Annotated in this window: 24 protein-coding genes; 16 read left to right on the forward strand and 8 right to left on the reverse strand. The window is 48.9% G+C overall.

Features of this window, described 5'->3' with window-relative positions:
- The first annotated feature begins 29 nt into the window (after window positions 1-29).
- The 4 genes from ACN4EG_RS04675 (at window position 30) to ACN4EG_RS04690 (ending at window position 4,967) form a co-directional block, all read left to right on the forward strand.
- On the forward strand, window positions 30-1,814 hold the full coding sequence (locus ACN4EG_RS04675) for a ribonuclease J (protein WP_431628051.1): 1,785 nt from the start codon (window positions 30-32) through the stop codon (window positions 1,812-1,814).
- Window positions 1,815-2,299: 485 nt separating this feature from the next.
- Window positions 2,300-3,448 (forward strand): NAD-dependent epimerase/dehydratase family protein, encoded by a 1,149-nt coding sequence (locus tag ACN4EG_RS04680; protein ID WP_431628052.1) that lies wholly within the window; start codon window positions 2,300-2,302, stop codon window positions 3,446-3,448.
- A gap of 70 nt (window positions 3,449-3,518) precedes the next feature.
- Window positions 3,519-3,830 carry a hypothetical protein gene (locus tag ACN4EG_RS04685; protein ID WP_431628053.1) on the forward strand — a complete coding sequence of 104 codons (312 nt, stop codon included), beginning with the start codon at window positions 3,519-3,521 and terminating at the stop codon, window positions 3,828-3,830.
- A 6-nt stretch (window positions 3,831-3,836) separates the two neighbouring features.
- On the forward strand, window positions 3,837-4,967 hold the full coding sequence (locus ACN4EG_RS04690; RefSeq protein ID WP_431628054.1) for a glycosyltransferase: 1,131 nt from the start codon (window positions 3,837-3,839) through the stop codon (window positions 4,965-4,967).
- A 125-nt stretch (window positions 4,968-5,092) separates the two neighbouring features.
- Here ACN4EG_RS04690 and ACN4EG_RS04695 read toward each other — a convergent pair whose 3' ends face one another.
- The 6 genes from ACN4EG_RS04695 to ACN4EG_RS04720 form a co-directional block, all read right to left on the reverse strand.
- On the reverse strand, window positions 5,093-5,356 hold the full coding sequence (locus ACN4EG_RS04695) for a DUF7219 family protein (protein ID WP_431628055.1): 264 nt from the start codon (window positions 5,354-5,356) through the stop codon (window positions 5,093-5,095).
- A 615-nt stretch (window positions 5,357-5,971) separates the two neighbouring features.
- Window positions 5,972-6,673, reverse strand: a complete 702-nt coding sequence (locus ACN4EG_RS04700) for a J domain-containing protein (protein ID WP_431628056.1) — start codon at window positions 6,671-6,673, stop codon at window positions 5,972-5,974.
- A 140-nt stretch (window positions 6,674-6,813) separates the two neighbouring features.
- Window positions 6,814-7,767, reverse strand: a complete 954-nt coding sequence (cysK, locus tag ACN4EG_RS04705; protein WP_431628057.1) for a cysteine synthase A — start codon at window positions 7,765-7,767, stop codon at window positions 6,814-6,816.
- 103 nt (window positions 7,768-7,870) lie between these two features.
- On the reverse strand, window positions 7,871-8,335 hold the full coding sequence (locus tag ACN4EG_RS04710; protein ID WP_431628058.1) for an RrF2 family transcriptional regulator: 465 nt from the start codon (window positions 8,333-8,335) through the stop codon (window positions 7,871-7,873).
- 234 nt (window positions 8,336-8,569) lie between these two features.
- Window positions 8,570-8,866: a hypothetical protein gene (locus ACN4EG_RS04715; protein WP_431628060.1), complete on the reverse strand. Its 297-nt coding sequence runs from the start codon at window positions 8,864-8,866 to the stop codon at window positions 8,570-8,572.
- Window positions 8,867-9,444: 578 nt separating this feature from the next.
- The gene (locus tag ACN4EG_RS04720; RefSeq protein WP_431628061.1) at window positions 9,445-11,205 is read right to left on the reverse strand and encodes an iron uptake porin; all 1,761 of its coding nucleotides are present in this window, start codon (window positions 11,203-11,205) and stop codon (window positions 9,445-9,447) included.
- A gap of 680 nt (window positions 11,206-11,885) precedes the next feature.
- On the opposite strand from ACN4EG_RS04720, the gene rimO reads away from it, so the two are divergent.
- The 9 genes from rimO (at window position 11,886) to hpsU (ending at window position 21,181) form a co-directional block, all read left to right on the forward strand.
- A complete protein-coding gene (gene rimO / locus ACN4EG_RS04725; protein ID WP_431628062.1) occupies window positions 11,886-13,241 on the forward strand; it encodes a 30S ribosomal protein S12 methylthiotransferase RimO in 1,356 nt (451 codons plus the stop codon).
- A gap of 117 nt (window positions 13,242-13,358) precedes the next feature.
- On the forward strand, window positions 13,359-14,867 hold the full coding sequence (locus ACN4EG_RS04730) for a DEAD/DEAH box helicase (RefSeq protein ID WP_431628063.1): 1,509 nt from the start codon (window positions 13,359-13,361) through the stop codon (window positions 14,865-14,867).
- 102 nt (window positions 14,868-14,969) lie between these two features.
- Window positions 14,970-15,731, forward strand: coding sequence for a 3'-5' exonuclease (locus tag ACN4EG_RS04735; protein WP_431628064.1), 762 nt, complete (start codon window positions 14,970-14,972; stop codon window positions 15,729-15,731).
- Between the two features lie 107 nt (window positions 15,732-15,838).
- Window positions 15,839-16,534, forward strand: coding sequence for a 7-cyano-7-deazaguanine synthase QueC (gene queC / locus ACN4EG_RS04740; protein ID WP_431628065.1), 696 nt, complete (start codon window positions 15,839-15,841; stop codon window positions 16,532-16,534).
- 76 nt (window positions 16,535-16,610) lie between these two features.
- Window positions 16,611-17,477, forward strand: coding sequence for an NAD(P)-dependent oxidoreductase (locus ACN4EG_RS04745; RefSeq protein WP_431628067.1), 867 nt, complete (start codon window positions 16,611-16,613; stop codon window positions 17,475-17,477).
- Window positions 17,478-17,892: 415 nt separating this feature from the next.
- Entirely contained in the window at window positions 17,893-19,185 is a 1,293-nt protein-coding gene (locus tag ACN4EG_RS04750; RefSeq protein WP_431628068.1) for a glycosyltransferase family 4 protein, read from the forward strand.
- Between the two features lie 66 nt (window positions 19,186-19,251).
- Window positions 19,252-19,458, forward strand: a complete 207-nt coding sequence (locus ACN4EG_RS04755) for a hypothetical protein (protein WP_431628069.1) — start codon at window positions 19,252-19,254, stop codon at window positions 19,456-19,458.
- A complete protein-coding gene (locus ACN4EG_RS04760) occupies window positions 19,433-20,392 on the forward strand; it encodes a glycosyltransferase family 2 protein (RefSeq protein WP_431628070.1) in 960 nt (319 codons plus the stop codon). Before ACN4EG_RS04755 ends, ACN4EG_RS04760 begins: the two co-directional genes overlap by 26 nt.
- Window positions 20,393-20,497: 105 nt before the next feature.
- The gene (hpsU, locus tag ACN4EG_RS04765) at window positions 20,498-21,181 is read left to right on the forward strand and encodes a hormogonium polysaccharide biosynthesis acetyltransferase HpsU (RefSeq protein ID WP_431628071.1); all 684 of its coding nucleotides are present in this window, start codon (window positions 20,498-20,500) and stop codon (window positions 21,179-21,181) included.
- A gap of 91 nt (window positions 21,182-21,272) precedes the next feature.
- Here the strand turns inward: hpsU and ACN4EG_RS04770 are convergent, their stop codons facing one another.
- Together ACN4EG_RS04770 and ACN4EG_RS04775 are read right to left on the reverse strand one after the other, a co-directional pair.
- Window positions 21,273-21,608, reverse strand: a complete 336-nt coding sequence (locus ACN4EG_RS04770) for a P-II family nitrogen regulator (protein ID WP_431628072.1) — start codon at window positions 21,606-21,608, stop codon at window positions 21,273-21,275.
- 2 nt (window positions 21,609-21,610) lie between these two features.
- Window positions 21,611-22,588, reverse strand: a complete 978-nt coding sequence (locus ACN4EG_RS04775) for a sodium-dependent bicarbonate transport family permease (RefSeq protein WP_431628073.1) — start codon at window positions 22,586-22,588, stop codon at window positions 21,611-21,613.
- Window positions 22,589-22,900: 312 nt separating this feature from the next.
- Here ACN4EG_RS04775 and lexA point away from each other — a divergent pair, with 312 nt between their 5' ends.
- The 3 genes from lexA (at window position 22,901) to ACN4EG_RS04790 (ending at window position 26,071) form a co-directional block, all read left to right on the forward strand.
- Window positions 22,901-23,533 carry a transcriptional repressor LexA gene (gene lexA, locus ACN4EG_RS04780; RefSeq protein WP_431628074.1) on the forward strand — a complete coding sequence of 211 codons (633 nt, stop codon included), beginning with the start codon at window positions 22,901-22,903 and terminating at the stop codon, window positions 23,531-23,533.
- A gap of 621 nt (window positions 23,534-24,154) precedes the next feature.
- Complete coding sequence (argJ, locus tag ACN4EG_RS04785) at window positions 24,155-25,504, forward strand: bifunctional ornithine acetyltransferase/N-acetylglutamate synthase (protein ID WP_431628075.1); 1,350 nt, start codon at window positions 24,155-24,157, stop codon at window positions 25,502-25,504.
- 222 nt (window positions 25,505-25,726) lie between these two features.
- A complete protein-coding gene (locus tag ACN4EG_RS04790) occupies window positions 25,727-26,071 on the forward strand; it encodes a DUF4870 domain-containing protein (protein WP_431628076.1) in 345 nt (114 codons plus the stop codon).
- The last annotated feature ends 135 nt before the right edge of the window (window positions 26,072-26,206 follow it).

Here is a 26,206-nt window from a genome sequence, read left to right on the forward strand (position 1 = left end):
TTTTTACTGTACTGAACAACAGAAACTCCATGCCTAAAACGAACGAAGAAGTCCTCAAAGTGATTCCCCTCGGTGGTCTGCACGAAATTGGCAAAAACACCTGCGTCTTTGAATACGGTGACGAAATTCTCCTCTTGGACGCCGGACTGGCATTCCCCACGGATGGCATGCACGGGGTCAACATTGTGCTGCCCGACATGACTTACCTGCGGGAAAATCAGCACAAAATTAAGGGAATGATCATCACCCATGGTCATGAAGATCACATTGGCGGAATTCCCTTTCATCTTAAGCAAATTAATATTCCAGTCATGTATGGGCCTCGGCTCGCTCTGGCTTTGCTAGAGGGTAAGTTGCAGGAAGCGGGGGTGGCCGATCGCACTGAACTGCGTCCCGTTGGCCCTCGGGATTTCATCCGTATTGGCTCTTACTTTGTAGTGGAATTCATCCGGAATACCCATTCCATTGCTGATAGTTTTTCCATTGCCCTGCATACGCCAGTAGGTGTAGTGATTCATACCGGTGATTTTAAGTTTGATCACACGCCTGTAGATGGTGAATGCTTCGATTTGCAACGGTTGGCTGAGTACGGCGAAAAGGGTGTGCATTGCTTAATCAGCGACTCAACCAACTCTGAAGTGCCGGGATTTACCCCCTCAGAACGGGCGGTTTTTCCAAACCTGGAAAAGGTCTATATGCAAGCCCAGGGTCGGCTTATCATCACGACCTTTGCATCCTCCGTTCACCGCGTCAACATGATTTTGGAGTTGGCGGAGAAATATGGTCGATCGGTGGCGGTTTTAGGTCGATCGATGCTGAACGTGATTGCCCATGCCCGCACCCTTGGTTACATCAAGTGTAAAGATGAGACCTTGGTGCCGCTGAATATGGCCACTAAAATGCCAGATAACAAACTGGTGATTTTGACCACGGGTTCCCAGGGGGAGCCGATGTCTGCTCTGACTCGGATTGCTAATCAGGAACATCGTCAAATTAAAGTACGGCAAGGCGATACTGTCGTTTTCTCTGCTAACCCGATTCCAGGTAATACGATTGCCGTGGTTAACACGATCGACAAGCTAATGATGCAGGGAGCCAAGGTTGTCTACGGTAAGGAAGCAGGGATTCACGTTTCCGGCCACGCCTGCCAAGAAGATCAAAAGCTGATGTTAGCCCTGACCAAGCCCCGCTTCTTCCTGCCTGTACATGGTGAGCACCGCATGTTGGTCAAGCATTCCCAAACGGCCCAGTCCATGGGGATACCTGCGGAAAACATGGTGATCATTGATAACGGTGATACCGTTGAACTGACCAAGGATGCTATTCGCAAGGGTGATCGGGTACCAGCGGGTATCGAGTTGATGGATACCTCCCGATCGGGCGTCGTGGATGACAAAGTCCTGAAGGAACGGCAACATCTAGCAGGGGATGGTGTGGTCACCGTAGCGGCTACGGTCAATTGGAACGGCAAGTTGATGACCAAGCCAGAAGTGCACCTGCGAGGGGTTGTCACCACCTTAAGTCGAGAAATTTTACAGGCCAAGATTCAAAACAGCATTGAACATGTTTTGGGCGATCGCTGGAGTGAGTATGCCCGACCGATTAAGGACGGTGGCAAACTGGATATTGATTGGGTGGGATTGCAATACCACGTTGAACGGGAAGTCCAACGAACCCTGCGCCGAGAAGTGCAAAGCAGCCCCCTGCTCGTGTTCTTGATGCAAACCCCTGATACTCCCCAAGATGATCCGGTGGATACACCGACGAAAACCCGAGCGACACGGCAACGGGTCACTGCGAAAGTTGCTTCCTAGTCGAAGTTTGCTGCGGCGTTAACCTTAAAAATCCCCGATCGCCCGCCTTTCCATAGGTGACAAATATTCTCTGATCGGGCCATTGATTTTATTTAGACGTTAGAGACTGAATCTAACGTCTTTTTTATCTTTGTTAATGGATATTTACTAGTCGGTTTAGTCGATCAGCCGATCGAGGCAATGAATCTGTTCGATGTGATGGGCAATGGCTAGTTTGCTAGGGATTGTAGAGATAACGAGAATAGTGATTGGCAGAATTCTTGCAGAGAAAAGACTTGCTCCGCTGATTAAATTTTCTCTGTACAACGTTCAGAAAAATCATCATCTTCAACTGAGGCAGGCAGTTTCCTTAACCATCTTAAATTGACCTTTACCCCCCCTTTGGGATCAGTTTGTTTCCTGAGTTTTCCCTCTGACTTGCCATAGCTAAAGATCCCCAAACCTGGTAGATTTGGCAAAAGTATCAGCAAGCAAGACAAAACGCGATGAAAGTCTTAGTTATTGGTGGCGACGGCTATTGTGGATGGGCAACCGCTCTGTATCTCTCCAATCAAGGTCATGAAGTTGGAATCCTCGATAGCTTGATCCGACGACATTGGGATAACGAACTGCAGATTGATACCCTCACTCCGATCGCACCGATTCAACAACGCATCCAACGCTGGAAAGATCTCACCAGCAAGACCATTGATTTGTACATTGGTGACATCTGCAACTACGACTTTCTGATTAAATCTCTCCTAGACTTTCAGCCCGAAGCGATTGTTCACTTTGGCGAGCAGCGATCGGCTCCCTTCTCTATGATCGATCGGGAACATGCTGTATTGACTCAAAGCAACAACGTCATCGGCAACCTGAACATTCTGTACGCCATTAAGGAACACTTCCCCGATTGCCATCTGGTTAAATTAGGCACCATGGGTGAGTATGGCACGCCCAACATTGACATTGAAGAAGGCTACATCACGATCGAGCACAACGGTCGCAAAGATACTCTGCCCTATCCCAAACAACCTGGATCGTTTTACCACCTCAGCAAAGTCCACGATTCTCACAACATTCACTTTGCTTGCCGTGTGTGGGGACTCCGGGCGACGGACTTGAACCAGGGCGTTGTCTATGGCGTACTCACGGAAGAAACTGGCATGGATGAGTTGTTGATCAACCGTCTGGACTATGATGGCATTTATGGCACTGCTCTTAACCGTTTCTGCATCCAAGCGGCCATTGACCACCCCCTCACGGTTTATGGTAAAGGCGGTCAAACCCGTGGCTTTCTCGATATTCGCGACACGGTGCGCTGTGTGGAAATCGCAATCAACAATCCCGCAGAACAGGGCGAATTCCGTGTCTTCAACCAATTCACTGAACTCTTTAGTATTAGTGACTTGGCGACCATGGTGCAAAAAGCCGGAGCCACTGTGGGATTGAAGGTGGAAATTAATCACTTGGAAAATCCTCGGGTTGAGAAAGAAGAACATTACTTCAACGCGAAGAATACTAAGTTGATCGATCTGGGACTGCAGCCCCACTATCTCTCGGATTCTCTCCTAGATTCCCTGCTGAACTTTGCAACGAAGTATAAGCATCGGGTAGATATGAATGAAATTCTGCCCAAAGTGAAGTGGAAATAACGGATTTCGCTGGATTGATGGGGTAGCTATTGAGCGTGACCCTTCGGTTGTTGTAGCTATCCCAAATCCGATGAACTCTATCATACGCATTGCTCTCATCTGCACAACCACGATCGCACCAGGATTGTTTTTCACCGGATACAGTGCCCACTTTTTATTGCTGGATTGGCAGGAATTAGATCGGGCAGTCACTCGGCTTTCCGCAATCTCAGATGGTAAGCCTACCGTTCAGCAGTTATTGCTAGCCAAGGCTGCTGAAGATCGCCACCGCATCAATTGCTTTGCGGAAGGGGTGGGTGTTTTGCTGGGTTGGACAATGGTGACGATCGGGATCCATGGCCTTTGTGGACTGCCCCATTCTTCAAAATCCTTTGAACCTTGATCCGTGATGATGAAAATTGCCCTATTTACCGAAACCTTTTTGCCCAAAGTAGACGGTATTGTGACTCGCCTTAAGCATACCGTTGAGCATCTCCAACGTTTGGGGAATGAGGTGATGGTGTTTTGTCCAGATGGTGGGTTAACGGAATATCAAGGGGCACAGATTTATGGTGTCTCGGGCTATCCCTTACCTTGGTATCCAGAATTGAAAATGGCTTTTCCCAGACCGGCGATCGGCGAAGCCCTTAAACAATTTCAGCCGGACATCATCCATGTGGTCAATCCTGCAATTTTAGGCGTGGGGGGAGTGCTCTATGCCAAGGCCCATAACGTTCCTCTAATGGCGTCTTACCATACCCATCTCCCCAAATATTTGGAGCACTACGGCTTGGGGTTACTGGAACCTGTGCTCTGGGAACTCCTGAAATTGACCCATAATCAGGCTCGTCTCAATCTATGTACTTCGACTGCAATGGTAGAAGCGTTGGTAGAACATGGCATTGAGCGAGTAGATCTGTGGCAACGGGGAGTTGATACTGAAACCTTTGAACCTAGCCTGATGAGTCAGCAGGTGCGCTATCATCTTTCCCAAGGCCATCCTGAGGATCCGCTATTGCTCTATGTGGGACGATTGGGGGCAGAAAAGGAAATCGATCGCATCAAACCTGTTCTGGAGGCGATTCCCAATGCACGGTTAGCCCTTGTGGGTGATGGCCCCAATCGTAAAAATTTAGAAGCTCACTTTGCGGGTACTTGTACCCATTTTGTCGGCTATTTGAGCGGAAAAGAATTAGGTGCAGCCTATGCCTCTGCCGATGCCTTTATTTTCCCTTCCCGTACAGAAACCTTAGGACTTGTGCTTCTAGAAGCGATGGCCGCAGGATGTCCTGTCATTGCAGCAAATTCCGGCGGCATTCCCGATATTGTGACGGATGGCGTGAATGGGTTTCTCTTTGAACCCCAAGATGAAGTGGGGGCAATCAAAGCGACTCAACGGTTACTAGCCAATCCCCAAGAGCGCAATATTCTGCGTCAGAATGCTCGTCAGGAGGCAGAACGCTGGAGTTGGTCTGCTGCCACCCGACAACTTCAAAATTATTACGAACAGGTGATTGGCAAAGTTCCGATCGCAGTTTAAAACGGCGTGAATTTGACGGATACAAAACGACGAACGGTTAGGGAGTTAACACTGCTTTTAGCTCCCTAACGATAGAATTCTCGAGATTGTCTGTCAGGTCTACCTGTCAAAAGAAACTGTGAGCACTAGCTGGCTTCCGCAGATCCTCCGTTAAAAGGAGAGTTGTTGCCAATTCCGAGAGACTTTTTGCTGCGCTTTAGTTCTTTCCACAAAAGCTTAATCTGCTCGTAGGACTGCTCTGGCGAGAGTTTGCCCCCAGTTTCAAGATTCGAAATAGTCATCACCCGTTGAGCAAACTCTTGGAGATTTGCATTGAAAACAAGATTTTCCGGCTTGACTTGGCCCCGGTACCGGCTCCGAGGATTGATAAAGTCAAACTTATCAGACATCTTTTAACCTCCTTCTCTCATTGAGTGATTGACTATGTCTGCTTCACTTCATTCCCTGTTGCTGAATCGCTCCATCAACGCTTAAGAACTCAGTTTTTGCTCCATCAAGTGGTCTCCCCTCTTGGCAAGGATTGAACTCTTATTATTTAACCCATACTTAACCTAACATTAACCTGAAAAAAAGTTGGGTACTTTATCAGATTTTTGATGTTTTTCTGGTAGGGTTTGTGGGATTTTCATGACGTGCATGGATCATCCTTGTACTCTTTGCTGGGGGGCCCAGTCTGACTCGATCCACGTAAATCATCCCGCTCTGGATGATCTCCAGTCACGCTATTGTGTCAGTGCATGCTATCGCGGGCTGGGGATTCCCTAGATTTGCTAGGATCAACAAGCACGCGATCGAGTTTTCCAGATTGCACAACGTGATTGCTGCCCAGCCGAGAGAGGGGCAAAGCCGAAGAGGGGAATCGCAAGGACAAAACAGCCGAGATCAGACAAGTTAGGAGCACTGACCTGACTGATAGGCGTGTCTGTAATCATGCCCTTGTCAGCCCTGTTCTGGGTTAGCCAGGGACTTGTCAGTTAATTCACTCGTCAGATCTGCGCCTATTATCATCGAAGGCTTCTGACAGCGACTTGCGCATCTTTACGCAATCCTTCAGCGATCCGAAACATTTCATACCCCGTATGTAAGTATGTTTCGTCATAGTTTTGGCTGAAGTAATCCAGTTCGTCTAGCGCATCGCCTAACTGGTTCATACAGTAGTACAAATGGGCGGCGGCTCCTGCTGCCATGGGTGGGTTCGGCAGGGATTTAAATACTGTTTGGGATTTTTCTAGGGCCGATCGACTCGTTTCCACGTAGGCTTGGAAGGCTTCCATTAACTCATCGTCAAAGGGATCGGCTGAAAGCTCCTTAATCTGTCCCCGTAATGGTTTGATAATTTGGTTGAGGAATCGATTCACGGGAGTATAGACCCGATTCAGCCAATGCCGTAGTTGGTCATCGCCATCTTTCTCGGTTTGGCGTTGTTGGCGATAGGAGGATTGAGCAGTTTCCGATCGAGATTGGCGATCGGAAAAATTCACCGTTGGCACATAGCGCAATTGTTGATCGTAAGATCGGCGTGACAGCGGATCGGCCAATACCTCATAGGCCGCACTGACTCGCTTAAATGTCTCCTGGCAAGCAGCACTGGAATTGCGATCGGGATGAAATTTTTTAGCGAGCCGTCGATAGGCTTGCTTAATGTCCTCTTGGGTAGCCGTCGGAGGCAGTTCAAGGGTGTCGTAATGGGTAGGAGAGGTTGCCATATCCCCATTTTACCCTGGGTGATTCCTGGCTCCTGTCCCCCCAGCCTGCAAAATTGCTCAACGGTTGGTTCAGCAATCTAATCCACGAAACCGATGCACCCATGGATTCGTTAAACCGATTCCACAACTTGAGCCTTAGGTTAACCGTTGGGCAGAAATTCTGGATCTTGGAAAAGAGGGGTACTGAGGTATCGCTCTCCAAAGCTCGGTTGAATCATGACAATCAACTTGCCAGCATTTTCTGGACGTTGGCCAATTTCTAAGGCCGCTTTGAGTGCGGCTCCGGTGGAAATGCCCGATAGCAGACCTTCTTCGCGGGCAAGGCGACGACTACAAGCGATCGCCACTTCGTCGGCTACTTGAATGACCTCATCAATTAAGGCCGTATTGAGAACGGGTGGAATAAATCCTGCACCAATCCCTTGAATCTTGTGAGGCCCAGGTTTACCACCGGAGAGAACAGGACTATTCATAGGCTCTACTGCGATCGCCTGAAACTCAGGTTTCCGCTGTTTGATCACTTCCGCAACGCCGGTTAAGGTGCCGCCTGTGCCAACCCCCGCAATTAAAAAATCTATCTGTCCATCGGTATCGGCCCAAATTTCTTCTGCGGTTGTGCGACGGTGAATCTCGGGGTTTGCTGGGTTGCGAAACTGTTGCAACATGTAAGCATTGGGGGTTGTATCCACAATCTTTTGGGCTCGTTGGATACACCCTGCCATCCCTTCGATGCCCGGAGTCAGCTCCAACTCGGCTCCGTAAGCCCGTAACATTGCGCGTCTTTCAGAACTCATCGTTTCTGGCATGGTCAGAATTAGACGGTAACCCTTGGCCGCCGCTGACATTGCTAATGCAATCCCTGTATTTCCAGACGTAGGCTCCACAAGTACTGTCTTACCTGGTGTGATGAGTCCCTCCCATTCTGCGGCTTCAATCATGCTGATCCCAATGCGATCTTTCACAGAAGACGAGGGATTCATACTTTCTAGCTTGACAACAATTTCAGCAACACAGCCTTCCGCTTGGGGAATGCGATTGAGCCTGACTAGGGGAGTCCGACCGATGAGTTGGGTAATGTTTTGGGCAATCTGCATGATGGTTTTCGCTGAAATGTTCGGTTCGAGGGCAATGCTGCCTCACTGCCCACAAGTTGAAGACTGACTAGTCAAATACCGACTAACCAAGGACTCGATCGAGTCAAATGTAGTACATCAAATCTAATTGCCGTCGGGCATCCCGTCGATCGACGAGTTCTTGGAGGGTATAGTTTTGGAGGACAGCATAGGCCGCTTGGCAAGCTTCCTGCCAAATTTCATCCACAACCTTATTTTCTAGCGTCCTGTTTGGGTTCCCTTCATGATCTCCCTCACTCTCTTGAGATTCCACCCCTTCTAGGCAATTCAGCACATCGAATAGCGAAATTTTCCAGGGTTCCCGCGCCAACAAATAGCCGCCCTTGGCTCCCCGTTGCGATTTCACAATACCGCCTCGGCGTAATATCGCCAGTAATTGCTCTAAATAGCGATCGGGGATGTTTTGTTGGGCTGAAATTTGGCGAATTTGCAGGGGCTCACTACTCCGGTAACGAACAGCAAGTTCCAGTAGAGCTAGGAGTGCATACTCACTTTTGCAGGACAGTTCCACAGTTGAAGCTAAGCCCATTCGGCAACTACAAGATGATTGGTTCCAGTATACCCCGGTTTTCCGCTAGGGTTTTGTAGGTTTTTAAGGAAACCCCAAGGGTGCCTCTTCCCACTTGGTTCATTCCAGATCAGTATTCAGGCCATAAAAAATCCTCTAGAGTCCATTATGCTCTAGAGGATCAAGTCAAGTTGGACGGGAAGGACTGAGCAATGTTCTTTTACGGTCAGTTCTCAGGCCAATTTTGTCAGATTGCTACTGCATCATTGAGGGGCAGGGAAAAATTCGGCTCATCATCGGAGTCCTGATGCTAGCTGGCTTTGCAGTCGATGGATTCTGAACTTCAACCTGGGCGACTTCTACTGGAGTCTCCGATCGCTCCGAGGACAACGGCTTTTGACTAGCTCGATTGTCGGTTGATGCTTGCGATGGCTGGCGGGATAGTTCAGATTCCAATTGGGAGGATGGGGCCGGTTGCTGCCCTTCGGTTAGCGCATTATCAGCCTTGGCGGGGGTACTCACGAACACAGCACAGCCCACGATACCAGCCATGAAAGCACAAGGTAACAATTTCATCATGATGTTGAGACTTTCCAATTTGCATATTCAGAGTCACCGATCTCCAGCGAATGACCGCCTCCGTTACTGGATATCAAGCCTTTCCTAAAAGCTGTAAGCAACCCGATCCCCCGGTGGGATGAAGTCACCCTCTACAGTTACGACTACTCTTGCAAAAGTCTCAAATCAATGAGAAGCCTCTCAAATCCATGAGAATTTAGTCAATTCAGTCCAAGTACAGTCAGCTTTGTAATCCATCTGGAATGACTGAGTTGCTCGAAAGCTCGTAACCATCCAGAACACCCAGAGGTAGCAGATATCGGCGGTCATTTAGCCCTGCGACACCCAAATCTATGGCAAGTCTAACCAGCCCTTTCTGAATCCCATAAGCGAACTTTTACGGAATCTGTTGAGGACTCTTTCTGAAGTTTTGTAATGTGTTAGCTGCTCCCATGATCGCTGTAGAGAAACTCGGAAGCTACTTCCTAGGGCAATGGTTCTAGGGCATAGGGCAATGATTGATACGGTTCGAGGGCTTGCCCCGTGGGAAGCGCCCTCCTGGAAAGTGCCCTTTACCAAGTAAAAGCAGTACGCAGAGCCCCCACCGCGATCGGATCACTGTCAGGAGAATGCCCCGGTTGGAAGACGACAAAAAATCCTGGCGTAATGCTGATGCGATCACTCACTTGCCACCGATAGAACACTTCCACATGGGTACTGGTTCCAGGCTGGCCGCCAGCACGGCCAGCCCCCGTTGTCAGGAAATCTGGATAATTGCTGCCAACGGGTAAAGTACTACTGACAATTTTCGGTGGTTGCCCTACATAAATCCCACCTAAGTTGCCTTTGCCGAATAGATCTGGGAAGTTCAGGTACACCATGTAGTTGGTGGTTTCCACATTGCCAGACTGACCGGGGATGTGGGAGTTGGTATAGCCAAACCAACCGCCCAAGGCCAGCTTGGGAGAGATTTGCCAATTCACACTAGTTCCGATCGCATGGGTGGACAGGGGTGGAAAGTTGCCAGTGGTAAGGTTGGGCGCAGTCAGAATATCGTCTCCGACAAACCCTAGAAGAATGCCATCGGGTGCGTAGTTATTGACGTAGTAAATATTGATATCCAGGGGATCGATCGGCGTTAGTGCCAATTGAAATCCAAAGGTGTTGTGCCCTTTCTGTCCAGAGGCACTGGGAAAGACGCCAGGGACATTGGTGTGATAGACGCCTTGTAAGCTGGCCCGTTTGGCAAATTGCCAGTCGAATCCTGCTCCTCCACGACCTAAACCAATATTTAGAATAGGATTGCGCTGGGCAAAGAAGGAAATTGGCCCGGTGGCTGCACTTTCAACTCGGTTGGGGCCTCGGAAGGCTGCGTAAGTATAAATTCCTTCGGTACCGACAAATCCAGCAAATTTATTACCCACTAGGAAGCGGTAATTCAAGTCAAAAATCTGTAAACCAGGCACATCAAAAAAGTCATACCCTACCCTATCGTCATTACGCGATCGAATAAATGAGGATGGCCCACTGCTGTTGCCGTTAATGTTGATGAAACTAGTTGTCAGAACACTAGTGGGGCTAAAGGCCGTATTCAAAATGACATAGTTCCAGTTGATCAAATTAACGTTTGTGCCCAGATCGCGAACGGCTTGTGCGCCCCGCCGTGCCGTATTTTCACTGGTTCCCTGCAATCCTACGATCGTGATCCCCATCAACTTTGTAGTCGTTGAAAACTGCTGTTTTGCCAACGTTGCAGCACGACTTTCTAACGTATCTACCTGACCGCGCAACGTTGCCAACTCTGCGGCAAAGGTTTCCTGTAGCTTTTGAATCGTGGCTAAATCTTCCTGCTGCGCCAAGGGATCGGTGGCAGCATCCACCAATTCATTAATCCGATCCATACAAGCGTTTAACCCAGCGGCAAACTCATAGCGCGTTAAGGCTCGATTGCCTCGAAAGGTTCGATTCGGATAGCCCGCAATGCAGCCATAGCGTTCGACGAGAGATTGCAGTGCTTGGAACGCCCAATCCTGCGGCTGCACATCCGTTAACTGAGCCGTTGCAGTGACCTGTTCCATCCCAGCACTGGGGGTAGGCCCCTCTGATTCGAGGGATTCAATCTGCTGGAGAAGAGTCTGTCTGTCTGAACTTGTCTCGGAACTTGTATCTGAACTGAGGTTAGCAATCTTGACAGGTGGGTTAACCGCATTGGAATTCACGGGGATATGGGTAGGGGTCGGCAGTATCGCTTGAGCTGATGCCGATAAACTGATGCTCCCTACTATCCAAGGCACGATTGCAGCCACCTGAGCCAATTGTTTAGATACCAGCATGATTCTTGATCTCTCAGCCTTCAGTTAAAAGCACAATATTCGGCATTCAGTGATGATTCAGGCATTCTCAATCGGCTTCCTACTCAAGCGGCCTCTTAAAGCTGCTGTTGCGCGGTTCAAGAGGCTGCTTGAGTTGAAATCATCTAGATGCCTGAAAATTTGCCGTTGGTATTCCAGTTGGGGATTGGTTCCAATCTGGCACAGCCATCATCGTCAGAATGCCCAAAAAAATACGGATACTCCTAGAAAATTTCAACTTTCTTCATAGAATTTTCTTGGTAATTTCCGTGGAAACGCAGCTGTTTGCCAATGGTTGTGCGCTGAAAAAATTAGATTTTCTGGGTTAACTAGGCGTATGGGCGGTTCTTCGACCGCACGTTGACCTGTTCGACCGAAATCTAATTTGACCTAAATTGTGTGTAACAGATTGTAATAATTCACAATTGCGTCTAGGATAGGAAGGAACACGGCCTCCTCAAGGCATGCTCTAGGGCACAGTGATGCTTTTGCATCTCGATGCGTTAGAGTGTTCTGGGCCGATTTATTAGCGATTGCGGCTATGCACCCAAGGAATTTCTGAGGGTGATGATACGGAAGGTTAGACCGTTTTGGGGCGCGATCGCAGTGGTACACACCACGTTCTATTCCTTTCGTCTACTCATCGAGCATAAGCTGAATACATGGGCAATAAGCCAACAATCGCCGTTTCCCACTTGGGATGTGAAAAAAATCGGATTGACACCGAACATATGCTGGGGCTGCTGGTTCAAGCAGGCTATCATGTGGATGCCAATGAGTCCCTAGCAGACTACGTTATTGTTAATACTTGTAGTTTTATTCAAGCGGCTCGAGAAGAGTCGGTTCGTACCTTAGTAGAACTGGCCGAGGCGAATAAGAAGATTGTGATTACGGGCTGCATGGCGCAACACTTCCAGGATCAACTCCTGGAAGAGCTGCCCGAAGCCGTTGCCCTGGTTGGCACCGGGGACTATCACAAAATCGTTGATGTGATCCATCGGGCTGAAGCGGGAGAACGGGTTAAAGAGGTTTCCCTGGAACCCACTTACATTGCCGATGAAACCACACCTCGTTATCGCACTACCACCGAAGGCGTTGCCTATGTGCGGGTGGCAGAGGGTTGCGACTACGGATGTGCCTTTTGCATCATTCCCCATTTGCGCGGCAAGCAGCGTTCCCGTTCTATCGAATCGATCGTATCGGAAGTAGAAGCGCTAGCAGCTCAAGGGGTGCAAGAAGCTATTCTGATTTCCCAGATCACCACTAACTATGGTCTGGACATTTATGGTGAACCGAAACTAGCGGAGCTGCTTCAAGCCTTAGGTAAAGTGGATATTCCTTGGATTCGCATGCACTATGCCTATCCAACGGGGTTGACGCCCAAGGTGATCGCAGCGATGCGAGAGACCCCAAACATCTTGCCCTATCTTGATTTACCGTTACAACATTCCCACCCAGAAGTCCTACGATCGATGAATCGACCCTGGCAAGGTCGCGTCAACGACGGCATTATTGAGCGCATTAAGGACGCCATTCCCAATGCTGTGATGCGTACAACCTTTATTGTGGGCTTTCCGGGGGAAACGGACGAACACTTCGACCACTTGAAGCAGTTTGTCCAGCGCCATGAGTTTGATCACATTGGGGTGTTTACCTTTTCTGCGGAGGAGGGCACACCTGCCTATGATTTGCCGAATCCTGTCCCCCAAGCCGTTATGGATGCAAGGCGGGATGAACTCATGCAACTTCAACAACCCATTTCCCTCCGGCGCAACCGATCGGAAATTGGCAAAGTTGTAGATGTCTTAATTGAACAAGAAAATCCTGAAACTGGGGAACTGGTGGGTAGATCGGCTCGCTTTGCCCCGGAAGTGGATGGTTTAGTCTATGTGCAGGGTGAAGCATCCCTGGGCTCGCTCGTGCCTGTGCGCATTGACGATGCTGATGTCTACGATCTCTATGGACATGTTGCTACCGCTGCCGATTTGGTCTTGCACCAAGCCGCGCTAGTTCGGTAGGTTTATAACTTTCTCCTTTTCCCATTAAAAAACTTTTGGGATTGGTGCGTAATCAGGTCGCGCCCAGCGGTCATCGCGCACCCGTTTGCCTAACCTTCTTTGTTTTTAGGAAATCTGATGACGACTCTTTCGTTTCAAAGCCTTGGACTCTCTGAAGCTCGCGTTCAATTTCTAGAGCAGCAGGGATTTTCGAATCCGACGCCTATTCAGGCCCAGGCGATTCCCCAGCTTCTAGCCGGTCGCGATGTGATGGGATTAGCGCAAACGGGAACGGGGAAGACGGCGGCGTTTTCCTTGCCGATTCTGGAACGGATTGATCCCCGGAACCATGCCGTCCAGGCCCTGATTTTGACCCCTACCCGTGAACTTGCGGTGCAAGTCTGTGCCGCAGTGCGTGGCTTTGCAGACGATCGTCGTGTGCGGATTCTGCCGATTTACGGTGGTCAGTCGATCGACTTACAAATTTCCCGTCTGCAACGGGGTGTGCAAATTGTTGTCGGAACACCGGGTCGAGTCATTGATCTGATGAATCGAGGCGACCTGAAGCTGGATCAAATTAGCTGGTTTGTCCTCGATGAAGCGGACGAAATGCTGAATATGGGCTTTATTCAGGATGTGGAAAAAATCCTCAGCCAAGCGCCCAGCGAACGGCAAACGGCGTTCTTCTCCGCAACTATGGATCCCTCAATCCGCAAGTTGGTTGCTAAGTTTTTGCGTTCTCCGGTGAATGTCACGATCGAACAACCGAAGGCAGCCCCCTCCCGGATTAACCAAGTGGTTTATATGGTGCCTCGGGGTTGGACAAAGGCGAGATCGCTACAACCCGTTTTGGAATTAGAAGATCCAGAATCTGCCATTATCTTTGTGCGAACTCGGAAGGCAGCGGCGGAACTGACTAGCCAACTGCAGTCCGCAGGGCATAGCGTGGATGAGTACCATGGAGACCTGACCCAAAGCCAACGGGAACGATTGCTGCTGCGGTTTAAGCAACGCCAAGTTCGTTGGATTGTGGCGACTGATATTGCAGCCCGTGGGATTCACGTCGATGACCTGACCCACGTGATTAACTACGATCTGCCCGATAGCGTAGATAACTATGTTCACCGGATTGGTCGAACTGGGCGTGCTGGTAAAGAAGGAACAGCCCTCTCCCTTGTGCATCCTCTGGATAAGCGAAAACTGCGTGACATTGAAATTCACATTCGCCAAAAACTAGATATTCGCAATGTGCCCACCCGTGCGGAAATTGAAGCGAAGCATCTTGAAAAGCTGAAGACCCAACTAGCAGAAGCAGTCTCTGGTGAACGGATGGCGTCGTTCCTACCAATCGTCTCCCAACTGTCGGAGGAAGGGTACGAAACCCACGCGATCGCAGCTGCAGCTTTGCAACTCTATTACGATAAGACTCGTCCTAACTGGATGAATGCTTCGGCAGATCCCACACCGGAAGAATTGGCTGCCGATCGCCCAATGCGTAATGGTGGGGGTGGCCGTCGCTTCCGCTCGGATGATCGACGCGGGGGCGGTGTGCGGGGTCGCAGCGATCGTAGTGATCGTAATGGAGAGCGCCGCTCTAGAAACAATGCCGAGCGTGGTAACGTGCCCCGTCCAGTGTTGAAAAAATAATCGCAACCTAGTCATCGATGTCACTATTATCGATTAACCTGGATTAATTCAGAACTGAAAGACGTGTCATTGGCACGTCTTTTATTTGTTTAGCCGAGTACTATGCTATCCACCGATTTGCTTGCCTTTTATCGCGACATTGCCCAGCAAGATTTGACGATCGTTGATCTGGAAACGACTGGGTATAAGCCGCCCCAAGCAAGGGTTACAGAGATTGCGGTCATTCATGCCAACCTCACAACAGGGATTACTTTCCAGCAGACCAGTTTAATCAATAGTCAAACCCAGATTCCTGAGTTCATTGTCCAGCTAACAGGCATTCAGCAAGCCATGGTGGATAATGCTCCTCTGGCGATCGAGGTATGGCCACAGTATTGGCCCTGGGTGCAATCCGGAATTCTCACCTGCCATAACCTAGAGTTTGACTATGCATTTCTCAAAGCAGAACTACGCTGTTGTCAGATCGATTTCTCTAAAGCTAGAAAGGAGCGTTTTTGTACCTTACAACTAGCGCGATTAATGTTACCTGACTTGCCTTCCCGCAGTCTGCCGGATTTAGTTCAGTATTTTGGGTTTACTGTTGAGCGATCGCACCGGGCCGCAGCGGATGCACTGGCTTGTTGGCTTTTGGCCCAGCAATTGCTGACTGAAATTTTGAATACTGAGGATGAGGTTTTATTGCAACGGTTTGGCCAGCAATGGTTACCCCTCCCTGAAGTGGCGCGTCTCTTGCAATGCAAACCCCAAGCTGCCGCCCAGCGATTGCAACAAGCAGGCATTGAATCCCGTGAATCGAGCCGTCGTCGCACCTTCCTCTATCCACGATCGGCGGTAGAGTCTCTCATTCACGAGATTGCAAATTAGGGATTGTTTTGTGTGGTAGAGAGAATCACTTGAATGCTGTGATTTTTATCATAGGTCTGTGATTTTTGTATTGTATTTTTTTGCGTGTGCAAGGGAAGATAACATCCATGAAAAAAGCAGTAGTTCTATTATCCGGTGGCTTGGATTCTGCAACTTCTGCGGCCCAAGCGATCGCCGATGGCTACGAAGTCATTGCCCTATCGCTCTACTACGGTCAACGCCACGATCGGGAACTACAAGCCGCCCGAGACATTGTTGCAGCCCTGAACCTGAGTGAGCACTTTATTTTGGATGTGAATCTGTCCCAGTGGGGTGGGTCAGCATTGACCGATCGGCAAATCGAGATTCCCATAGACGGTGTCCAACCCGATATCATTCCTAGCACCTATGTTCCCGGTCGTAATACGGTCTTCATCGCGATCGCACTCTCTTTGGCAGAGGCCAAACAAGCGGAGGCGATATACCTAGGTATCAACGCCGTGGATTATTCTGGCTATCCTGACTGTCGGCCCGACTATCTGGCGGCATTTGAAAGATTAGCCCAACTATCTTCTAAGGCAGGATTAGAGGGCCATGCCCCTCGGTTGGTGGCTCCGTTAGTTCTAGACAGTAAAGTCGATATTGTGCATCGTGCCGTGAAATTGGGGGTGCCGATCGCACAAACCTGGTCTTGTTACCAAGGTGGATTGCAACCCTGTGGCTTGTGCGACTCCTGCCGGATTCGAGACAAAGCCCTGATTGACGCAGGCTATCCAGACTTGGCAACGGAGCAAGGCCGCCAACTGCATCATCAAGATGTCTAGTGCGCCCCGTCATATCTAGTAACCCATCATTCCCGTAGTAGGCTAAGTACGGTCATAACAAGGGAGCGTCATCGAGATGCAATTGGGAATTTTGGGAACAGGCTTGATGGGATTACCGATGGCCCAGCGGTTGCTAGAAGTTGGACATACGGTGATTGCCTACAATCGCACTGCAGAAAAATTAACTCCGTTGCAGCAAGTGGGTGCCCAAATTGCCCCGTCTCCTCAAGCTACGATCGCCGCTGCGGATTACCTAATTTTAATGCTGACCGATGCGGCGGCCATCCGCGCCACATTACTGACCCCCGAGAATCGTTCCAGTTTAGCGGGCAAAACGGTGATTCAAATGGGCACGATCGCCCCATCGGAAAGTGTTGCCATTCGTGATCAAATGGTTGCCGCTGGGGGGGACTACCTAGAAGCTCCTGTGTTGGGTAGTATTCCGGAAGCTAAAAATGGCACTCTACTGGTCATGGTGGGGGCTGAACCGCAATCCTTCGATCGCTGTCTGCCCATCCTGCAAGCCCTGGGTGAATCTCCTCGACTCATTGGCCCTGTGGGCAGCGCTTCTACCCTCAAGCTTGCCTTAAATCAGTTAATTGGCTCATTAACCTCTGCCTTTGCGCTGAGTTTGGCCTTGGTTCAACAGACGGGTGGGGATGTGTCGGCCTTTATGGATATCCTGCGGCAGAGTGCGCTCTATGCACCGACATTTGATAAAAAGCTACAACGGATGTTGGACGGAAATTACGAGAATCCCAACTTTCCCACCAAGCACCTCCTTAAGGATATGAATCTGGTCATTGAGACGGCCCGATCTCAGCAGCTCTCGGTAGAGGCGATGGCAGGAGTGCAGCAAATTTTACAAACTACGATCGAACAAGGGTGGGCTGACAAAGACTATTCCGCAATTTTCGCAGCGATTCATCATTCCCCGCAATAAAGCCGGGTGTAAGTTTAGTGTTTGCACAGAGGAAGCCCCAGAGGCACCCCGTTAAACTGGGCACAGTAACTCACATACCTCCATAGAGTGATATTTCTGTGCCTGTACGGGTCAGTGTATTGATTCATGGATTAGTGATTAATGCTACATAGAAAGCCGCTGTAGCCCCGTAGAAATCATGAGGAATCTTTAAAGAATCTTTAGGACAGTCTGGAGTCAGACAAAGATTCCCTGAACTCAGCCCACAGGGGCTTTTCTGGAAAGTTTGTCTGTCGCTACTGTGACATTAGATTCTCAATCTACCCAGAGCATCCTTGAATTGAGCGGGACTGGTTTTCTGGCAGATGCGACCTCAGTTTTGAGGAAGCTGGAACCTTCTGAATGAATCTCCTCTGTGCCAGCGCGACACTCAAATATGCGAATTTTGATCTACGCCTACAACTATCACCCGGAGCCGATCGGCATTGCCCCTTTGATGACAGAGTTGGCCGAAGGGCTTGTGAAAAGAGGACATCAAGTGAGGGTGATAACGGGCATGCCCAATTACCCCCAACGCAAAATTTACGAAGGGTATCGCAACAAGCTCTACATGACCGAAGAGCGGAACGGAGTCACGATTCAACGTAGCTATATTTGGGTCAAACCTCGCCCGAATTTAATTGATCGTATTCTTCTCGATGGCAGCTTTGTGCTGACTAGCTTTCTGCAAGCGTTGCGAGGGTGGCGACCGGATGTCATTCTCTTGACAGTTCCTCCCTTACCCGTCTGCGTTCCTGCCACATTGCTGGGGTGGATTTATAACGCACCTGTGGTTCTGAATGTGCAGGATATTTTGCCGGAAGCTGCGGTTCATTTGGGATTACTGCGCAATCAACCGCTGATTAAGGTATTAGAAAAACTTGAAAAATTTGCCTATCGATCAGCCCATACAATCAGCGTCATTGCAGATGGTTTTATCGATAATTTAGTGGGAAAAGGCGTTCCTGCCGACAAAATTACCTGTATTCCCAACTGGGTGGATACGCAATTCATCCGCCCGCTTTCCAAAACGAATAATGCTTTCCGCCAAGCCCATGGACTTGAGGATAAGTTTGTTGTTATGTATTCCGGTAATATTGCCTTGACCCAAGGGCTGGAAACCGTGATTCAAGCAGCAGCCCAACTCAAGCACCAGACTGACATTGCGTTTGTCATTGTGGGGGAATCGAAGGCGATCGCAAAATTACAGGAGCTGTGCAGTCACTACGGTACGGATAACGTTAAACTACTCCCCTTCCAACCTCGGGAAAAATTGCCTGAAATGTTGTCTGCGGCGGATGTGGGTTTAATTGTGCAAAAGCGCAATGTGGTTTCATTTAATATGCCGTCCAAGACCCAGGTTTTACTAGCCAGTGGTCGGGCAGTCGTGGCTTCGGTTCCCAGTACGGGTAGTGCTGCAAAGGCGATCGAAAAAAGTCATGGGGGTGTTGTTGTTGAGCCAGAAAATGCTGAAGCCCTTGCCAAGACTCTGCTCAAGCTCTATCAGGATCCTAAATTAGTGGAAACTCTAGGGCAGCAAGGTCGGCAATTTGCCCTAGAACGCTATTCCTTTGACCAAGCGCTCAATCAATACGAAGCACTCTTTAAGCAAGCAACTGTGCGATCGGGCGTACAGGATAGTGAATTAGTGGAAACCTACACCCTCAGCCCTGAAAAGTCGGGGAGTTAAGCAATCCCTTGTGACTATTACAGTGTAACCATTCAAGATCTCCAGGTTGGAACGATCGAGATTGCCATGGGCGTATCTCGATCGTTCTATCGTGTTAGGGGGCTGTTGGGGATTCATGGCTGGGACAGCCCTACAGCCCAAAAATTACAGGCCGATCGCGCAAATCGACTTCTCCTAGGGCACACTAAGACAACCATTTCCCATACCGAATCACGCACTCTAGGCCAGTCCTTTAGTTTCAACGGTTATGACCTACTCCAAGACTTTGTCTAATTCACCGAAAATTCCCGTTTCTGTCCTGATTCCTGCCCGCAACGAAGAAGCCAACTTACCCGCTTGTTTGCAAAGTGTGTCTCGGGCGGATGAAGTGTTTGTTGTGGATTCGCAAAGCAGCGATCGAAGCGTTGAAATTGCCGAAAGCTACGGTGCTCAGGTGGTGCAATTCCAGTTCAATGGGCGCTATCCCAAGAAGAAAAACTGGTCTTTGGACAATCTGCCTTTTCGCAATCCCTGGGTGTTGATTGTGGATTGTGATGAGCGGATTACTCCAGAATTGTGGGATGAAATTGCCGAGGCCATTCAGAATCCAGCGTTCCAAGGCTACTACCTCAATCGCAAAGTCTTCTTTCTAGGCAAGTGGATTCGCTATGGTGGAAAATATCCGGACTGGAATCTCCGTCTGTTCCAGCACGCTCAGGGCCGTTACGAGAACCTGGGGACTGAAGGAATGCGCAATACTGGGGATAACGAAGTCCACGAACATGTGGTGTTGCAAGGGGAAGTGGGCTATCTGAAACATGATATGCTCCACATTGATTTCCGGGATATTTATCACTGGCTAGAGCGCCACAATCGCTATTCCAACTGGGAAGCTCAGGTTTATTACAATTTGCGTAACGGGAAAGACGAAGCCGGGACGATCGGGGCCAATTTATTTGGAGGAGCCGTTCAGCGAAAACGCTTTTTGAAAAAGATTTGGGTGCGTTTACCCTTCCGACCATTTCTGCGGTTTATTTTGTTCTACATTCTGCGTTTAGGATTTTTGGACGGCCAAGCAGGTTATACCTATGGTCGATTGCTTAGCCAGTACGAATATCAAATTGGCGTTAAGCTATTTGAATTAGAGCAATTGGGCGGCGTTTTGAATCAGGCTGATACCCTGACCGAGCGGATGCCCTTGTCTCCTGTTCCCCAACCGGAAGCCTAGATTCTGCAACCAGAAGTTTAGGCTCTGCCTACGACAGGATTAGGACTCGATTGCAAGAGGGCATGGGTTATCTTCCCTATGCCCAATATCCCTGATTGATCTTCTATGCTTCCCAACGCAGCCTCTCAACCGATCTCTTCCATTCCAGAAGATTGCATGTCAGCAGATAGCGTTCCACAAGGTGGGATTGATCCGCTCACGGTACCTGCCTGGGTGGATCTGCGTACCTATGATCAATCCTGGTTCGATCGTGGACGTCCAGGCTGGCAGATTCTGCTGTGGTGGCTGGTGCAGGAGATCGTCTTTCCCCTCAGTTTGCATTCCGCTAGTGGATTGCGCTGTTGGGTGTTACGACGGTTTGGCGCTAAGGTTGGCAAGGGTGTGCTGATTCGACCCACGGCGCGATTTACCTATCCCTGGAAAATGGAGATTGGTGATTACAGTTGGATTGGCGATGATGTTGTTTTTTACAGTTTAGATACTATTTGTATTGGTAATCACTGTGTCATTTCGCAAAAAAGCTATCTGTGTACTGGTAGCCATGACATGACCGATCGTTGTTTTGGTTTACAAACCGCAGCAATTACGATCGGAAATGGAAGTTGGATTGCGGCGGATTGTTTTATTGCACCCGGTGTTACGATCGGTGCTAATACAGTCGTTGGCGCTCGTAGTAGTGTTTTCAATGACTTACCTAGTCAACAAGTTTGTTGGGGTAGCCCTTGTCGCCCTCGATATGAACGGGTGATGAACGATCGAAAGTCATCTAATTCTCAAGATCCTTCATGAGATTGGCAACTGGATAAGAGGACGCCTCACTAGGCTAATTCAATCAAGCGAATTGAACTAACCTAGCAATGCAACGCACTAGCACTACAGCTCATTCACAGGACAGTGTGTGGATGACCCAATTCGCATCCGAAGTCCAGCAAACTCCACCATAGCGTTCTAATAGGGGGCGAATTCCCTCCACAATTTGCTCTTCTTGATCGCGATCGCAAAGGGTGAGGATGTAATCATTAGCTAAATCAGTCCCTAGATCAAAGTCATCCACTGACTGACCACAATTTCCCCGGCCCATGACGTTGCGAAAAATACTGTAACCAACGCCAATTCGATCGAGCACTTTTAAAATCTTGCGTAACTCTACGGCTGGAACAATAATTTCAATCCGCTTTACAGGTTTAGGGCCTTGTTTAATGTCTGGTGTTGTCATTTCTATACCCCCCAAATCTGTTTAATGATTTCTAGATAGACAGGAATTCCCACCACAATGTTGAAGGGAAAAGTCAACGCTAAAGCCATGGAAATGTAAATACTGGGATTTGCTTCAGGTACAGACATCCGCATTGCTGCCGGAACTGCAATATAGGATGCACTCGCACAAAGGACAGAAAATAACAGAGCGTTGCCCACTGTCATTCCGAGGAATCGAGCAATCAGAATTCCTAGAATTGCATTGAAAACTGGCATAAAAATAGAAAAGCCCACTGTGAAAGAGCCAGCTTTCCGCAAATCACCTAAACGCTTGGCGGAAACAAGGCCCATATCTAAAAGGAAGAAAGCTAAAGCTCCGTAAAATAGATCATTGACAAAGGGCTTCATTTTTTCCCAGCCCGCTTCGCCTGTCAGCAATCCAACAACTAAGCTGCACATCAGCAGGAAGACGGAACCATTTAAAAAAGCTTCTCGTAGGAGTTCCTTCCAAGACATCGACTCTGTTTCTTGTTTTTTAGCTGCATACATCCGAACTAGCAACAGTCCGACAATAATTGCAGGGGATTCCATTAGGGCAAGGGCTGCTACCATATGCCCTCCAAAGTCAATTCCCAATTTATTCAGAAAGGAACCTGCCGTTACAAAGGTCACAGCACTAATGGAACCGTAGGCTGCCGCGATCGCCGCTGCATTGTAAACATCTAAGCGTAGTCGCAGGATGAAAAACGAGTAGATCGGAATCAAGCAGGCCATCGCCACCGAGGTTGCTAAGGTTAGGGCAATTTCGTTGGTAAAGCCGCTTTCTGCAATTTCATACCCCCCTTTGAAGCCGATCGCCATTAACAGATACAGCGAAAACAGCTTGGGTAGGGGAGGTGGAATTTCCAGATCGGATTTGACCAATTTGGCAAGCATCCCTGAGAAAAAGAATAAAACAGGCGGGTTAAGAATGTTGAACAGCAACAAACTTGTGTCCACAAACACTCCTCCTAGGAGAATTGGGTATTTCAATCGTGAAGATTGATTTAAGTTGATGGATTTTACCGTGAGTTCAGGAGGAAATTCAGTCTCAGCAATGTAAAGCAACGATCGTAAAATGCTGATATATTTCCCTGGTTACAAAATATCTGGAGCAAATTCTTGATTTTCAGAGACTCAACCGATTTCTAGGTGCAGATTCAGGGCGCTAGCAAAGTTTTCTAACAAAGTCCTGGACAAGTGCAAATGTTTTAGGATACAAGTGTTCTATGGTGGGTTATTATCCCTAAACGCATTTCACCCCAAACCGCTATGGAACCTTTAGAACGCTTAGATCCGTTGACCGAAGCCCAGCAGGAACTCTATGACTGGCTCACCGAATACATTAACGAGCATCAGCACTCCCCTTCGATTCGACAAATGATGCGGGCGATGGATCTCCGATCCCCGGCTCCGGTTCAAAGTCGTCTTGATCATCTCAAAAAGAAAGGGTATATCGCTTGGGAAGAAGGCCAAGCAAGAACGATTCGGTTGCTCCATGCACGGCCTAAGGGCATTCCCGTGGTCGGTGCGATCGCGGCAACCAGCTTGGTGGAAACGTTCAATGATACGGAAGTGGAGCATCTCGACTTTTCCAACATCATGATGAAGCCGGGACACTTTGCTTTAAAGGTGCGCGGTCACAGTATGATTGACGCCCTGATTGATGACGGTGATATTGTGATCATGCAGCCGGTGACTGACCCGAAAACGATTAAAAATGACACGATCGTTGCAGCCCGAGTCGAGAGCAAAATTACCCTGAAGTACTATCAGAAAAAGGGTAAGAAAGTGATCTTGATGCCTGGAAACCCCGATCGAGAAACCTACCCCATTACCGAAGTGAATGCCTCCGACGTAGAAATTGAGGGCGTTTTAGTTGCAGTGTGGCGTAGCTGCAAGTAACTTGGATCCAATAACTATTCCATGGTCTATCTCAGAATAGGGGCTTACTGAAGCTAACTCAGCCCTCAGTGAGTCCTTAATTTCTTATTGGAAGGTCTTATTGGAAAAAAAGTTTGATCTGCTAGCTGAGTTGTCAGGGTGTTTTGTAGTCGCTGTAGAGGCGATAATTCGGCCAATCACCCGATCGTCAATACGTAAAATACTGAATTTTGGAAATAGCTTTATCAAAAGTTCAGTAAATTCTTCTCCATTTTTTCAAAATGAGGGGTGTTACCCCTCACCCCGAATGTGGCATACTATGCCTAGTAGATGCACCCTGATGATAGGGGGAGTTGCCCTAGCAACCCTCCCTTTTTTCTTTGAATTTGATAATTATGCCCTAAAAGCCTCCTGGTGAAGCTCCGCAACTGAAATAAAGTCAGTGCTTTTAGGCAACTACTGCGAGCCCTTCATTTGAGTCAAGCTAATAGGTCTCTCCTTTTGGGCAACTAATTGAGTAACTAATTTTGGATAATTAACTCGGGTTGCTCCAGCGATCCCGAAAAGTTTAGTCTCCTGGCACAATCGATTCTTCGCCCCTGATATAATCGCGAATCAGGCGATTTAGGCGGAGAAGTAGGAATGGTGGATTGGCAAACGATCGCAGGTGGGGTAACGGCACCCAAAGGTTTTCGGGCCGCAGGCATTACTGCCGGATTGAAACCCTCAGGATTACCAGATTTGGCGTTGATTGTGTCGGATGTAGACGCGATCGCGGCAGGGGTGTTTACCACCAGTTGTGTGCGAGCTGCCTGTGTGGACTATTGCCGTCAACGCCTTAAGGCTAAACATTATGCTCGGGCTATTCTGTGCAATGCGGGTCAGGCCAACGCAGGGACTGGACAGCAAGGGCTAGAGGATGCGATAGAAAGTGCGCAGTTGGTGGCCCAAGCCCTAGATATTTCACCGGATGCGGTTTTGTTGGCTTCAACGGGGGTGATTGGTCAACGGATCAAGATGACGGGACTGCGGTCAGGGATTCCTAATGTGGTTGTGGCCTTGAATGAGAATGGATCCGATAGTGCAGCTAAGGCAATTACCACGACGGATTTAGTCACAAAGTCGATCGCGCTGGAAACGCGGATTGCCGATCGCCCTGTGCGAATCGGTGGAATTGCTAAGGGTTCCGGTATGATTCATCCCAACATGGCAACGATGCTGGCCTTCATTACCTGCGATGCTGCCGTGGCTCCTCACCTGTGGCAGGAGATGCTGCACCGTGCCGCCGACAAGAGTTTTAACCAAATCACGGTGGATGGCGATACCAGCACCAACGATTCTCTAATGGCTCTAGCAAACGGCCAATCTCGTACGCCCGTGATTACTGAAATGGGTCCGGAGGCGGAGAAACTGGAAGCGATGCTGACGGAGGTTTGTACCTATCTCGCTCAGTCAATCGCACGGGATGGCGAGGGTGCAACGTGTTTAATTGAAGTTCAGGTGACTGGGGCTAGTAGTGATGCCGCTGCCCGTCAGATTGCTCGGACGATCGCGGGGTCTTCCCTGACCAAGTCTGCGATTTTTGGCCGAGATCCTAACTGGGGGCGCATTGCCGGAGCGGCAGGACGAGCTGGAGTCCCCTTTAACCAAGAGGAGCTCAGCATTTGGTTAGGGGAGTTTTGCTTGATGCAAAATGGCCAGCCGTTGGAATTCGATCGATCGGGAGCCAACGCCTATCTTGTCCAGCAGTCCAACGCGAGCAGCAGTCCCTTGGCGGGTAAATCCGTGGTGAGTGCTGCAAACAGTAATGAATTACTGGTATTAGAAGGGAATTATCCAACCGTATTCGATCGGGAAGCGGCGAGTATTCAATTTGTGAACCATCCTGTGATCATTCGAGTTCAAGTGGGTGAAGGAACTGGCCAGGGTAAAGCTTGGGGCTGTGACTTGAGCTATGACTACGTCAAGATCAACGCGGAATATACCACGTGAGGTTGATGTGAGGAGGTTGATGTGAGGATGATCGTCTTTCAATGAGGGAGGCGATCACAGGTCATTAATCAGCCGGTTTTCTGTGCCAAGGGATCGGGAATGGTGTCATCTCCGACTGTAGATAGTGGCATCCCTTAGACTAGTTGGTATCCTTCTAGGAGACTAGCTTCCTAAGGGGCATGCAGAGCGTCGAAACCCGATTCCCTCACTTCACCCAATATCATGCATAGTCACCAAGACCGGACTAAACAAAAGTTACTTTGCATTGTCAGCCATGCTGCAGGGTTGCTGAGTTTCTCGATCGTGTCGATTGCGATTCCGATCGTTATTTTGCTTTTGTCCGAAGATTATATTGTTCAGGAAAATGCCAAGGAAGCTGTCAACTTCCAACTCACCTTTTTTATCTATGGCATTATTGTTGGAATTTTGTGTTTCGTGTTGATTGGCTTTTTAGCACTGATTCCGCTGATTATCTTAAATGTAGTTTTGCCGATTCTTGCTATGGTGGGGTGTGCAGCAAACTTCGATCGGCCTTATCGCTATCCTTTTATCCTTCATTTACTATAATTGCAATACTCCGGACAAAATTAAGCGGCGATGATGCCGTGTTCACAGAGGGTTGAGTAGTTGGGATGTGATTTAATCGAAGTCGGGTCAAGCTCTAACTTGTGAATAAATTGATTGAGAAGGTATTCATTGAAG

The sequence above is a fragment of the Alkalinema pantanalense CENA528 genome, from assembly GCF_050753345.1.
GTDB classification, from domain to species: domain Bacteria; phylum Cyanobacteriota; class Cyanobacteriia; order Leptolyngbyales; family Leptolyngbyaceae; genus Alkalinema; species Alkalinema pantanalense.